This is a genomic window from Rhodobacteraceae bacterium IMCC1335 (assembly GCA_039640495.1).
Classification (GTDB): domain Bacteria; phylum Pseudomonadota; class Alphaproteobacteria; order Rhodobacterales; family Rhodobacteraceae; genus Thalassovivens.
In genome coordinates, this window is record CP046864.1 from 1,665,725 (window position 1) to 1,678,669 (window position 12,945).

The 12,945-nt window shown below is 47.6% G+C and carries 11 protein-coding genes; 4 read left to right on the forward strand and 7 right to left on the reverse strand.

The genetic code is table 11. The features are described 5' to 3' along the window. Position 1: 1 nt before the first annotated feature. Positions 2-931, reverse strand: coding sequence for an arginase (rocF, locus tag GN241_07935; GenBank protein XAT57304.1), 930 nt, complete (start codon positions 929-931; stop codon positions 2-4). A 118-nt stretch (positions 932-1,049) separates the two neighbouring features. Here rocF and GN241_07940 point away from each other — a divergent pair, with 118 nt between their 5' ends. Then, positions 1,050-1,478 (forward strand): AsnC family transcriptional regulator, encoded by a 429-nt coding sequence (locus GN241_07940; protein ID XAT57305.1) that lies wholly within the window; start codon positions 1,050-1,052, stop codon positions 1,476-1,478. A gap of 322 nt (positions 1,479-1,800) precedes the next feature. On the opposite strand, the gene GN241_07945 is transcribed toward GN241_07940, so the two are convergent. The 6 genes from GN241_07945 to GN241_07970 form a co-directional block, all read right to left on the reverse strand. Beyond that, a complete protein-coding gene (locus tag GN241_07945) occupies positions 1,801-2,610 on the reverse strand; it encodes an ATP-binding cassette domain-containing protein (GenBank protein XAT57306.1) in 810 nt (269 codons plus the stop codon). Continuing rightward, positions 2,607-3,566 (reverse strand): ATP-binding cassette domain-containing protein, encoded by a 960-nt coding sequence (locus GN241_07950; GenBank protein ID XAT57307.1) that lies wholly within the window; start codon positions 3,564-3,566, stop codon positions 2,607-2,609. The genes GN241_07945 and GN241_07950 overlap by 4 nt, the downstream gene beginning before the upstream one ends. Continuing rightward, positions 3,566-4,471, reverse strand: coding sequence for an ABC transporter permease subunit (locus GN241_07955; GenBank protein ID XAT57308.1), 906 nt, complete (start codon positions 4,469-4,471; stop codon positions 3,566-3,568). The genes GN241_07950 and GN241_07955 overlap by 1 nt, the downstream gene beginning before the upstream one ends. Positions 4,472-4,474: 3 nt before the next feature. Next, positions 4,475-5,458, reverse strand: coding sequence for an ABC transporter permease subunit (locus GN241_07960; GenBank protein ID XAT57309.1), 984 nt, complete (start codon positions 5,456-5,458; stop codon positions 4,475-4,477). Positions 5,459-5,602: 144 nt separating this feature from the next. Continuing rightward, the gene (locus GN241_07965) at positions 5,603-7,147 is read right to left on the reverse strand and encodes an ABC transporter substrate-binding protein (GenBank protein ID XAT57310.1); all 1,545 of its coding nucleotides are present in this window, start codon (positions 7,145-7,147) and stop codon (positions 5,603-5,605) included. Between the two features lie 585 nt (positions 7,148-7,732). Continuing rightward, entirely contained in the window at positions 7,733-9,937 is a 2,205-nt protein-coding gene (locus tag GN241_07970; GenBank protein XAT57311.1) for a HAMP domain-containing protein, read from the reverse strand. A gap of 418 nt (positions 9,938-10,355) precedes the next feature. Here GN241_07970 and GN241_07975 point away from each other — a divergent pair, with 418 nt between their 5' ends. The 3 genes from GN241_07975 to GN241_07985 all read left to right on the forward strand — a co-directional run bounded on the left by GN241_07975 (position 10,356) and on the right by GN241_07985 (position 12,925). Continuing rightward, positions 10,356-10,778: a hypothetical protein gene (locus tag GN241_07975; GenBank protein ID XAT57312.1), complete on the forward strand. Its 423-nt coding sequence runs from the start codon at positions 10,356-10,358 to the stop codon at positions 10,776-10,778. A 147-nt stretch (positions 10,779-10,925) separates the two neighbouring features. Further along, a complete protein-coding gene (locus tag GN241_07980; GenBank protein ID XAT57313.1) occupies positions 10,926-11,882 on the forward strand; it encodes an NAD(P)H-binding protein in 957 nt (318 codons plus the stop codon). 785 nt (positions 11,883-12,667) lie between these two features. Beyond that, complete coding sequence (locus GN241_07985; GenBank protein ID XAT59219.1) at positions 12,668-12,925, forward strand: hypothetical protein; 258 nt, start codon at positions 12,668-12,670, stop codon at positions 12,923-12,925. Positions 12,926-12,945 lie beyond the last annotated feature (20 nt).

Genomic DNA, 12,945 nt, shown 5'->3' on the forward strand with positions numbered 1-12,945 from the left:
ATCATTCACCCTTTTTGTGGCGTTTCAAGGTTTTTTGACCCAAAAGAGAACCTGCGAGATCGCAGAGCAACGCGGCTGTTTTGTCTTCAACATCCAAGTACGGGTTCAGCTCGGATAGCTCGAGCGAGGTGGCCAGACCGCTCTCACAGATCATATCCATGATCAGATGCGCCTCTCTGCCGCTGGCTCCACCTGGAACGGTCGTTCCAACAGCTGGCGCGATTTCTGGATCCAAGAAGTCAATATCGAGGCTTATATGCAACCGGCCCTTGGCCGCGGCGACCCGGTCGAGGAAACCCGCAATGGGTTTTACAACGCCAAGCGCTTTTAGGCGCTGCATATCATACACGTCTAAACCCAATTCATTGATAACATTATGCTCGGCGTCATCCACCGATCTAAGCCCCATCATACAGATATTGGCAGGGTCAATTGGCGCCATAAGCGGTGGAAATATATCTACGAAACCGTGCAAGCCCAATGCATAGGCCATTGGCGTGCCGTGAAGGTTACCGCTGAGACTGCTCGACAATGTGTTTAAATCAGGATGGGCATCCAACCAAAGAACAAATTGGGGTTGGTCCGCGTGCGCGGCAGCTTGCGCGATCCCGCTAAGCGTGCCGGCCGCCATCGAATGATCGCCACCCAAAAAAATTGGAAAGCTATCCTGGGAGGCAAGATCAAAAGCTAGGGCTTGTATATGCTGCGTCCAAGCCACTATCTCGGGAAGTTTCCTCAGATGTGCAGGCCCTGCCGTTGGCACGATGGAAGAGGGCTGCACCATGTTGCCCAAATCGTTTAACGCTCCTCCGAGGTCGCTGATAACCTCGCAAAGCCCTGCGGTTCGAAGAGAATCCGGGCCCATTAAACATCCGCTACGGCCGCTTCCCGCCTCAACCGGCAAGCCTAAAATTGTGAAATGTTTAGACATCAGATGATCCATTTATTGTAAGATGGGAAGAAGATGTCAGCATTTAACTTGACCAATAAGCTAAATTATTGTCCAAAAAGACGATAATTTGTAAAAAATGTTCATAGGTTTCATCAAAATGATGAGTATAGATGAAGTTGATAGAAAACTACTTGCTCGGTTAAAGATTGATGGGCGGGCCTCGGTAACCACATTATCGGGTGTATTGGGCTTAGCGCGTGGCACGGTGCAAAGCCGTTTAACGCGCCTGATTCAGACACGAGTGATTAAGCGCTTTACGGTGGAATTAAACGCACCAGAAACACATGATTTGGTGCGCGCGATTATGATGATTGAAGTGCGGGGGAATACGGCCAATTCGGTTCAAAAAGCCTTGCAGCGGATGCCCGAGATCACTTCGCTGCATCGTACCTGCGGGGTTTGGGATTTGGTGGTAGGGATCGAAACCATCAATCTGGTTGAGTTTGATGGTATATTGGCTCGTATTCGAGAGTTGGCGGGCGTTTCAAATTCCGAAACCTGTCCGTTGTTGCGCCAAATCGGTTAGGTTGCGGAGCATTATGCTGGGCTTTTCGATCCTTGCACCGTTACGAATTGCGGTAAATTTGCGGGAAACTGGTTTTGGTTTGCGCGTCATTCGGGATTGTGCAGCGCGCGCTCTGCGCTGCTTATCAATGACGTTATGCCGAGCGAGAAGTTGATCGCTTACCTTATTGCGAAGATTTGTATGCCGCGTGGCGCATTTTTTAGCTTGCTTTGGGTGTTTCAGACGATCTTTGCGGCTTTTTCAAAAATGCAATGGTGTTTAAATCCAAGGTCCGCCATCGAAATCTGACTTTTTGAATTTTCAATCTGTAAGATGCATCGCGCTAAAGCATTTTTGGGGCGGCATTTAACAGCATCCGGGTATAATCTTGTTTCGGATTTGTGAATAAATCTTTTGGGCTTGCTTCTTCGACCAGCGCACCTTTGTTCAACACGCCTATGCGGTTTGCGACGCTCGACACCACCGCCAAATCATGCGTGATAAACAAATAAGTGAGGGAAAATTCTTTTTGAAGCGATTTAAAAAGGTTTAAAACCTGCGCCTGAACGGAAACATCCAATGCAGAGGTTGGCTCATCACAGATAATAACTTCAGGTTGCGAGGACAGGGCGCGGGCAATTGAAATACGTTGTCTTTGCCCACCGGAAAATTCATGTGGATATTTTTTAGCGTCGCTTGGTGAAAGCCCGACTTGCTCTAAAAGTTCATCCACGCGTTTGGCTTGATTTTTTGCGCCTTGGATAAGATCAAAACTTTGAATCGGTTCTGCCAAAATATCACCAACGCGCCAACGCGGATTTAGGCTGGCATAGGGGGATTGAAACACCATTTGAATGCGTCGCCGCATCGATTGTTGGCTTTGTGGGCTTAAGTTTCGATCGTTTAAATTGTGATTGTCGAGGGTGATGGTTCCTGCCGAGGGGGCAAGCAGACCCACCGCCATTTTGGCAATCGTTGATTTTCCGGACCCGCTTTCTCCGACCAAGGCGTAGGTGGTGCCTTTCTCAACGCTGAAACTGACATCATCCACCGCGGTAAGAAACCGCTTGGGCCGAAAGGTTAATTGCCGCACAATCCACGGATCTGATAGGTCATAACGGCGAGTCAGATTTTTGGCGGTTATGAAACTCATATTCCTTGTCTCGTTTCTTCCAACAGCCAGCACGCCGCGGTATTTTTCATCATCGGTGGGCGTTCCTGGCTACATTTTTCGATGCCTTGTGTGCAGCGGGGATGAAAAGCGCAGCCTGTTGGAATTGCGTCCAATTTGGGCATGGAGCCAGGGATTTGATAGAGGCTTTGCCCAAATGAAGAAGGGTCGATCTTGGGTGTTGAGGCCACCAAACCTTGCGTATAAGGGTGTTGTGAAGATCTTAAAACTTGGTTCGTGCTGCCAATTTCAGCAAGGCGGCCCGCATAGAGCACGCCAACCCTATCGGCGGTTTCTGAAATTACGCCCATATCATGCGTGATTAAAATAATCGAAGTGCCGCGGCCGCGACATAGTTTCTTCAACAGCTCCAAAATTTGCGCCTGAACAGAGACGTCAAGAGCGGTGGTGGGTTCATCTGCAATAATCAAAGATGGCTCTGGGGCAAGGGCAAGGGCGATTACCACGCGTTGGCGCATGCCTCCTGAAAACGTATGTGGATAGGCATTCAGCCGTTCAGGGTCGATCCCTACTTCAATCAGGCCTTTGCGGGCCCTGTCGATTGCCTGCGCCCGCGACATCTGTTTATGCCGCAAGATGGTTTCAACCAATTGATCGCCAATTTTCTTTAACGGGTTCAAGCTGACCAATGGATCTTGGAAGATCATTGAAATTTCGCATCCGCGCAATGTTTCGGGGTTTTGATCAATCCGTCGGCCCTTAAACCAAATCTCGCCTTTTGACAGGCGGCCCGGCGGATCGATCAAGCCTAAAATCGCCGCCCCCATCATTGATTTTCCAGCGCCAGATTCTCCCACCAGCCCCAATATTTCACCCGGTTGCACGTCAATCGACAAATCATCGACTGCTTTTAAAGCACCGCCCCGGGTTTTGAATTCTACGCTGATATTTTTGACCTCAAGCAATGGCTGCGTCATTATTTTAACCTCGGATTCAATTTGTCGCGTAGCCAATCGCCAAATAAGTTGACGGAAAGCGCCAAGGCCAAAAGCGTGCTGGCAGGAAACAACAAAATCCACCATTCGCCGGAAAATAGAAAATCTTGGCCAACGCGGATCAGTGTGCCAAGGCTTGGCTCTGTGCGTGGCGCGCCAACCCCTAAAAAGGACAGCGTGGCTTCGGCGATAATCGCCAAAGCCAAGGTGATCGTGGCAATCACCAAAACGGGGTTCAAAACGTTGGGCAAAATATGTCTGATCATGATTTGCCACCGGTTCAAGCCTATTAAACGTGCTGCTGCGATATATTCTTTTTCCTTTTCAACCAGGGTTGATCCGCGCACTGTGCGCGCAAATGGAACCCATTCAGACAGGCCAATAGAAACGATCAATACGGTGATGGCCATCTCATCGCGCAATTCTGGTGGTAAAATTCCACGCGCCACCCCAAAGATGAGCATCGCAATTAAAATAGAGGGGAAAGTCATTTGGATATCCGCAAAGCGCATGATCAAATTATCCAGCCAGCCCCCAATATAGCCGGCGATCAAGCCGAGCAAGACGCCCATCACGGTGGCGAGGGCAACAGCCATTGCCCCCACGAAAAGCGAGATACGCAGCCCGTAGAGAATTGCAGAAAATAAATCGCGGCCTTGATCGTCAGTGCCCATCCAAAACACATCTCCGGTGAAAAGATTTGGCTCCATCGGTGGGGTGAACCCGTTCATAAGGTTTAGGCTGGCGGCGTCGAAAGGATTGGTTGGTGCTATAACACCCGCGAAAACAGCCGAGAGGATCAGAAACAAAACGATTAAAAACGATACCAGTGCAACAGGGCTGCGCACGAAATCATAAAAAAAATCAGAAGCAAAGAAACGTTTCATAGGCTAAGCTTCTCCGCTCAGCTGAGAGTCGCGCAAGCGCGGATCAATCGCGAGATATAAAAGATCTACTGCCAGATTGATCAATACGAACAGCACACCGACCAGCAGTAAATATGCGCTCATCACCGGGATATCCACGAAATAAACCGCGTTAATGAATAACAACCCTACGCCCGGCCATTGGAACACGGTTTCCGTGATGATGGCGAATGCTACGATCGAGCCAAGCTGGAGCCCAGCAATCGTGGTTACGGGGATCAAGGTATTGGGCAGGGCGTGCTTAAAATAAACGCTGCGCTCAGACAGCCCAAGCGCGCGGGCAAACCGCACATAATCTTGGCGTAAAACCTCCAGCATTTCCGAGCGGGTCAGCCGCATGATTAAGGTCAATTGGTAAAGGCCAAGCGTTATGCTGGGCAGGATCAGTGATTTCAGCCCCGATAGGGTCAGAAATCCGGTTGACCACCACCCAAGCTCGACAACCTCGCCGCGTCCAAATGAGGGCAGCCATTGCAGTTCAACCGCAAAGACCCATATCAACAGCACACCGATTAAAAATGTGGGCAGTGACACGCCAATAAGCGACAGAGACAATATGACATTTGCAAACAGCCCTCCGCGCCGGATTGCAGTATAAATACCCGTAACCACCCCCAAGATCAGAGCTAATAGCGCCGATGTGAAAGCCAATTCCAAAGTTGCCGGTAACCGGCTTGAAATTAATTCGGCAACGGGCAGGGCGCCGCGATAAGAATTGCCAAAATCAAAATGCAAGGCCTTCCAGACAAATCCGAAATATTGCACATAAACCGGATCGTTCAGGCCCAAAGCTTCTTCTAAATCCGCCCGCTGTTGAACCGTCGCTTCTTGCGCCAGCAGGTTATCGACGGGGCTGCCCACATATCGAAAGATGAGAAAAGAAATCAGTGCGACGATAAATAAAACCAGAACCGCCTGGCCCAAACGCCTGAGTAAGATCAATACCATTATAGCTTTTCGTTTATAAAATATGCAGCTGTGGTCTAAACAGGATCTGTCTAAGCTTTGGCCGCCTTGTGATGTAACGTGATTATACGTGGGTCCACATGAAAGCGACCAGCCGCTTTGATAGGCGGCTGGTGGCCATGGCTCTTAGTTCATTTTCAAGAATTGAAAATGCGGCTGATCTTCAGGCTGTACGGCAAATTCAATATTGCTTTTCATTCCCCAGTTCAGCACTTGGTTATGGATCGGCAGATACATTTGTGCATCCTGAACCTTGCTCCAAATAGACGCGATCGTTGCATCACGCTTGGCCAAATCAGTCTCAGATTCAAGGCTTGCAATCATCGCATCGACATCAGCATCCGAAAATCCGGTTGGGTTCCATGATCCGCGATCATTGGTTTGTGTATGCACCAGATAGTTAAAGATATAATGTGAATCAAACGTTGGAACGCCCCATCCTAGCATGTAGAAATCCGCTTCGCCGCCTTTGGCGATTGGGAAATGCTGAGCTTTTGGTTTGGCGTCTAAGGTCACGTTAATACCAATCTGCCCCATCATCCCAACAGCGGCTTGACAGATGGCTTCATCGTTAATGTAGCGATCATTGGGGCAATTCAGCGTAATATCAAACCCATCCGCAAGGCCGGCTTCTGCCATCAATGCTTTTGCAGCTTCAATATCGTAAGTTGGGTAGGCATTCAGCGCCTCTGTCCAACCATTCACAAAGGGCGGCATGATCACGCCGGTTGGATCTGACTGGCCGCGCATCACAACTTGCTTGATGGCATCACGGTTGATCGCGATATTCATAGCCTGACGAACCTTAAGATTGCTGGTTGGGCCTTCTTTCGTGTCTAAACCGAAAAAGATCACGCGGTTTTGCGCGGCGGTTCCAACGCTCAACCCGTCGGTTGCGCTGACCCGTCCAAGATCCTGAACTGGAACATCTTGGATGATATCCACTTCCCCAGATAGCAAAGCCGCAACGCGCGTTGCCGCGGATTGGATCGGCGTATAAATAAGCTCAGAAACCTGATTGGGGTAAATATCTTTGCCCCAGTAATTCGGATTGGCGGTTAAAACCGTTTTTTCATCCACTGAGCGGCTCACCAGCATGAAGGCGCCAGTGCCATTGGTATTCATCGTCGCAAAATTTGTCTCGCCTTTCGCAACGTCATGCGGGGTCATCACATCATTGGCTTCGGCCCAGCCTTTGTCCATGATGAACATATTTGTCAAATTGTTGATAAGTAGCGGGTTTGCACCATGGGTTTCGATATCCACCGTATGAGAATCAACTGCGCGCACCTCTTTCACCGATGACAGCAATTCTTTCATTTCCGAACCATCGGCCATTGCACGGTTTAAGGAAAACACCACATCTTCAGAATCAAAGGCTGCGCCATCATGATAGCTGACGCCCTGGCGCAATTTGAATCGCCAGATATTGGGATTATCCGGCAGAGCCGCCCATTCGGTGGCCAAAACAGGAATAATCGCACCCGACATATCACGCTGCAGCAGCGGGTCATACATTTGATGCGCCAGCGCATGGGTTGGGCCTTCATTCTGTGAATGTGGATCCAAGGTGATTGAATCGCCTGCGCGCGCCCAGCGGATGGTTTCTGCCGAAGCAGACACCGCTGTTAGCGCCAGCGCCGCCGCTGTTACCAAGAGTTTGTTCATCATTATCGAATCTCCCTATTTCGTTATAAAATTCTAGCGCAAATAACTAACCAATCGCAGATCATTTTCAAAGCCAAAACCGTCTTCCGCTCTGTTTAATTTCAATTCGAGTTCAGACAGAGCCTAGCTTAGAAGGTTTTGCCGCCATAATTTTTTTGGGTCTTCCGCACCTTTCAGCAAGGTTGGTTGGAACTGCGTTTCAGTTTTACCCCATTCCCACCTTGTAGGCAGAATGCACTAAATCCTTTCGAGTGGTGGCTAATGAATAGCTGTTCGTTTGCAAACAAGGTGTTGTTGTTGAAACAAAAGCACCGTGGAAAAATATGAATGTTTGCGAGGCTGGCGTCGGTGTATTTTTTGGAAAATACATTTAGATCTCAAAAAGCCAAAACACCCACAAGAAATGGTTGAAATTGATTTAAGACTTCTGGCAAGTGATTAGAGGCTGCGTTTCAGAGACTTTGCCAATTATACCGTTGAAATATCCTGGAGCCGATGAATACAGAGAATGATTGCCTGCGCAGGCGCATTTATCTGAAAAACCTTCAAGCATACTCTACTGTAAATTTTTATGGCAGCATGGGCTATTTATTCACTTTTGAATTTTGAAACTTGGCTTTCAATTTTTTCAACCATTTTGTTGAATTCATCGGAGGTGGCGGCCAGTTCTGTGGATGCGGCGCTGCTTTCGCTTGCCGCTCCGTCAAGTTTTTTCATCGCTTCATTTATTTCGTTAACCCCTTTTGCTTGCTCTTCTGAGGCCGAGGCAATTTCTTGAACTAATTGTGCGGTCTCTTGAATATTGGGAACCACGCTTTCGACCAATTGGCCCGCTTCTTCTGCGATCTGCAGGCTATTTTCAGCCAGGTCACTGATTTCTTTAGCCGCAATCTGACTGTCTTCGGCCAAACTTCGGACCGAGTCTGCCACAACCGCAAACCCATTTCCGGCCTCTCCCACGCGGGCCGCTTCGATCATCGCATTCAAAGCCAGCAGATCCGTTTGGTAAGCAAAATCCTGAATCAAGGTCACCTTACCCGCAATTTCTTTCATTGCCAAAACGGTCTGCTTCACCGCTTCGCTGCCTTCAGTGGTTGAGGAGGCCGCCTGCGAGGCAAGCGTGTTGGTCGATTGGGCATTATCAGCGTTTTGGGTGATCGAGACGCTGATTTGCGTTAGTGCAGCGCTGGTTTCCTCAATGGAACCTGCCTGCGTTCCCGCGTTGGTTTTAAAACTTTCCGCGGTGGCATTCAATTGCAACGACGCCGTTGAAACCGATGTTACAGCGGTTTTTATATCCTGCATGATCAACTGAATGCGCTGAATAAATCCGTTTAAAGAGGCAGCTGTTTGGCCAATTTCATTGCTACCAAAATCGGGCAGTCTGAGTGTTAAATCCCCTTCACCGGCACGAAGATTTTCGACAGCATCCAGCATTTGGTTGATGGGTTTAGAAATCACTTGCCGCGAAAATATAACGATCACAGCGGCGATGACGGCAATGATCAGTGCGACAAATATTAAAATAGTATTGCGCATGTTATGCGTTGCCGCAAAAGCTTCGGCTTCATCAATTTCGCTTAAAATTGCCCAATCTACATCCTTAATCGCCAAGGGTTTAAACGCCGATAATACAGAAATGTTTCGATAGTCCTCTATGATTAATGATGCGGTTTCACCTTTTAAGGCCATTTGCGAGGCTGTTGTATCCACTTTTTGGCGGCCAATGACGCTCCCTGATTTTTCAATTTCACGCAGTAAATTTTGCTCCATTCCGAGGTTTTCCATTTGTGCGAGGTAACCAGAGGGATCTTCAATCAAGAAGCGGGATTCATTTTTAAGCGTAAGATCCGAACCGACCATATAGGTTTCGCCGCTTTCCCCCAAACCCATATCCCGCCAATTCTGGTTGTTGGTCATAATATTGTTGATCTGATCCACAGGCATTTGAAACGCTGCAACGCCCAATAACTTATCCTGCTCAAATATTGGCGAGACGATGAAGGAAGCGGGTGCGTTGTAAGAGGGCGCATAAGGCGAAAAATCAATCAAATATGTGAAGCTTGGCGCTTTAGCTGTTTTGGCAATTTGAAAGGCTTTCCCCAAATTGCTGGTGGCAAAGGGCCCTGTGAGCAACGAGGTTGCATAATCGGCTTCTTTGAACACGGAATACACGATATGCCCCGTATCAATATCAATTAGAAAAATGTCGTAATAGCCGAATTTTTCTAGAAAATTTTGAAAGACCGGGTGATAGCGCTCATGATGGTCACTGTACCGGCTGTTATCGCTTGCACGAGCAAGCTTATGTTTTGACCCCAGTTGATTGGGATTATTTGCAATATATAAATCCTGAAGGGTCTGGGTACTTTTTTCGTTTGGAAAATAATCGATGAAATGAGGCGTGGTTTGTGAATTATCAGCAAGTTTCGGTAAAAAATCCCCTTGGTAATATTCCGCGACGCGGGTTTGCAGCGCGGCCTCGGCGTCCGGCGTAAGGTTGCGCTCTTCTGCGATTGTTTTAAAGGCTTCTGCGAAATCCTTCATCGCTGAAATGACCATGTGGTTTTCCGAAAAAGTTTCAATTTGATGCCTGATCTGCGAAAAGTAATTTTCCACCTGGGCCGCTTTCATTTCGCGCGTTGCGATGAGTTTGTTGAAGGCTTGCTTTTCAAGTTCGCGTTGGGCAATGTCGATTGATATCGAAGATACTAAAACGATCGAAAGTAAGATAAGCGGCAAAAGTGCGGTTAATACTTTCGTACCTATGTTTAAATTGCGCCAGACGGTCATGATGTAAGCCCTTTTTAATAAAAATTAATAAAAGTAATTTTGAGACTTTTATGCGCTATTTATTCAATAAAAAATGCGCAATTCTAAACTTTTTGAGTATTCTTAATATTAGGTTGCAGAACGAATTATTAGTGTAAAACGAAGTTGATAGGCATCGGGGCGTGAATGAGTTGTCTAAAAATGTGTATTTTTGAGTGTTTGCGTTTAAAATAATAATACCAGTATTGATATTTTTAGCATTGTTTCAAGCGTTTTCAGAAAATTTTTGAGGTTAAAAGAAAGGTTTGCGGTGTAAATCTTTGGGAACATGCGCTTTGCGTTTAAAAAATTTAACCCCCGCAGGGGCTGCAATAAGACTGGCACAGAACTTGCAAAATTTCTTCAATCGAAATGCCCTATCTATCGCCGGAGCGCTGCTATGAACCTTGCTGATTTTAAACCATCCAATTCAGCCACACCAACCCCGATTGAACCGGCCAGCTGGATGCGTAGCGCGCTGCTGTCTTTGGCTCTGTCTGAAAAAGGCCCAGCCGAAAATAACCATGCGCTTTTGCGCAAGCAATTTGTTTTCTCAAATTGCGTGCTTCAGGCATTTGAAGCGATTTTAAGCGCCAATAAAATCACCATAGAAGAAGCAAGGTTGGTGGATGAACTGATTCAGAGCTATTTATGCGACGACCTTCTGTCAGCCTTGGGTGAAGATTGTATTTCAGTGATTCACCGCTTGCTGATGCCCTTTTCCGATGCGGTGGAAACCCCGAAAGCGAAATCAAAACCAAGCGCGCGCATGGCCGTTTTTACCGAATTTTCGATTACAGACGCGCCGGCAAACTTTGTCTAACCCGATTACGATTTTGTGAATGAAGGCCAGAGCTTTCAAAGTTTGATACGGGCCTTTCAACCCAGAAATTCATTGACCTTCTGGCCGAGTTGCCGTTGTTTAAACCAATGATATTTCGCGTTGAAGCTTTTCTGGTAAACGTCAGATATGTGTGACATTTTGCTTGCAGGCGCCACCGGCTATATCGGCTCGGCAGTGGCAAAGGCCCTTGTAGAGAAGGGGTATCAGGTGTTGTGCCCGGTGCGACGGATGCCCAAAGCACCCCTTAATGGCGTGATTTATGAAATTTGTGATGTTACCGATGCCGTTGCAGTAAAGCAGTTGGCGCAGCGATTTTCGGGCATTGAAGCGATTATTTCCTGTATTGCTTCGCGCACGGGGGGGCGCCAAGACGCGTGGTTGGTTGACTATCGCGCGAATATGACGCTGCTGGAAACCGCGCAAGAATGGGCGGTCGAGCACTATATTCTATTATCGGCGATTTGCGTACAAAAACCGCGCTTGGAATTTCAACATGCCAAGCGCGCATTTGAACAAAAGCTTCAGGCGTCTGGTCTTACCTATAGTATCGTGCGACCGACTGCGTTTTTCAAATCACTCTCGGGGCAGGTAGAAAAGGTAAAGGCTGGGAAAGCCTTTGTGATGTTCGATGATGGCCTGCAAACGGCGTGTAAACCAATTTCAGAAGCGGATTTGGCCGCTTATATTTGCGGATGTTTAAACGATATTAAACGCCACAATGCGATTTTACCGATCGGGGGGCCTGGCCCTGCGATTACGCCAATAGAGCAGGCGCAATTATTGTTTCGCCTTTTGCAAAAGCCCGAAAAAATTCGGCGCGTTCCCAGCGCGCTTTTCAAAGTGATCGGCGGCGTCTTGGCGGGGCCTTCTTTGCTGTCGGGTCGTTTGGCTGACAAACGCGAATTTGTAAATATCGGACATTATTATGCGACTGAGTCGATGTTGCTTTGGGATCCAGAGTTGTCAGTATATTCTGCGCAAAACACCCCAGAATTTGGCGACCAGAGCTTGGAGGCGTTTTATCGCCAAGCTTTAAAGACTGGTCTGGATGGTCAGGATTTGGGGGCGCATAAATTATTTTAGAATTTGCCGTCAAGCTGATAGAGCGTTTCAGATTAAAAGTGAAGGTAAAGCATATCCTTTTTTACTGACTATATTTAAGCCTTGCGGCTTTCAAACCTTCCACTGCATCGATGCTGCCTTGTGAGCTTTTTGAAGGATTATACTCGCCGGTCAGCGATCTGAAGCGGGGCGTTGCAACCGTGATGTGTTGGGAAAGCGCAATGAGCTCCATTTTTTGGCATTTAGAAAACTGAGGTCAAATTGATTAAAACCATATATATCGCAGGCCCGCTATTTAACGCTCTTGGACGAGGCTGTCTTCAAGATATCGCCTATGAGCTATAAGCCGACGGGTATGATTGTTTTTTGCCCCATAGAGATCAAACCGGAATCGAAGCGTGAGAGCTGGACGGCACATCATTTGGCAGCAACCCATCAAAGGAGCAACCAATGTACTTCTACTTACCATAGGCCAACATTGTTTTATTCTTTGTTATCATGACAGTCCGAGGAACGGAAATTTCTGACCGCAATGCATTATTTCAGCTTGGCACTGGACTAGCTCTTATGCTGATCGTCACAGACATATTGTCATTAACGGGACTTGTTTGACGACTTTGAGCCAAGGAACCAAACTATCGCTCACCTAAAGCGACTTGAATCGTGTCTACTATTGGCGCAAAGACATAACTGATGTGCTGCCGTTTGTCGGTTTGGATATCGCTGGCAGCTGACAGATTTGGGTGACGGGCAAATTGCTCAGAACCACTCATCAGCTAATATGAGCAAAAAAAACAAAAGATAAAATCTTCAATAATGACTTATGGGGGCTTCAGGCTGCGGATCTGGCGGCTTTTTTGGTTACCGGTCAAGATATCGATTCTAGCATGGCCGCGGAAATTTGGTTTTCTTTTGCAACTGGCAAGCCTGTCATTGCAGTCACCGCGTCAGAGCGCAGATTTCGTAATTTATTTGCTGAGGGAATGTTCGCTTACAAAGTAAAGACTGTGCAGGAAATTCGCCTGGCAATATCTTTGGTGGACAGCTCAGTGCGCAACCCATAGTCTTTTGTCGATGGCTCATA

Bases quoted from the DNA above. Each gene is read 5' to 3' on its own strand.
- GN241_07940 (XAT57305.1), top strand. From the start codon at position 1,050: ATGATGAGTATAGATGAAGTTGATAGAAAACTACTTGCTCGGTTAAAG.
- GN241_07980 (XAT57313.1), top strand. From the start codon at position 10,926: ATGTGTGACATTTTGCTTGCAGGCGCCACCGGCTATATCGGCTCGGCA.
- rocF (XAT57304.1), bottom strand. From the start codon at position 931: ATGTCTAAACATTTCACAATTTTAGGCTTGCCGGTTGAGGCGGGAAGC.
- GN241_07950 (XAT57307.1), bottom strand. From the start codon at position 3,566: ATGACGCAGCCATTGCTTGAGGTCAAAAATATCAGCGTAGAATTCAAA.
- GN241_07955 (XAT57308.1), bottom strand. From the start codon at position 4,471: ATGAAACGTTTCTTTGCTTCTGATTTTTTTTATGATTTCGTGCGCAGC.
- GN241_07945 (XAT57306.1), bottom strand. From the start codon at position 2,610: ATGAGTTTCATAACCGCCAAAAATCTGACTCGCCGTTATGACCTATCA.
- GN241_07975 (XAT57312.1), top strand. From the start codon at position 10,356: ATGAACCTTGCTGATTTTAAACCATCCAATTCAGCCACACCAACCCCG.
- GN241_07965 (XAT57310.1), bottom strand. From the start codon at position 7,147: ATGATGAACAAACTCTTGGTAACAGCGGCGGCGCTGGCGCTAACAGCG.
- GN241_07960 (XAT57309.1), bottom strand. From the start codon at position 5,458: ATGGTATTGATCTTACTCAGGCGTTTGGGCCAGGCGGTTCTGGTTTTA.
- GN241_07970 (XAT57311.1), bottom strand. From the start codon at position 9,937: ATGACCGTCTGGCGCAATTTAAACATAGGTACGAAAGTATTAACCGCA.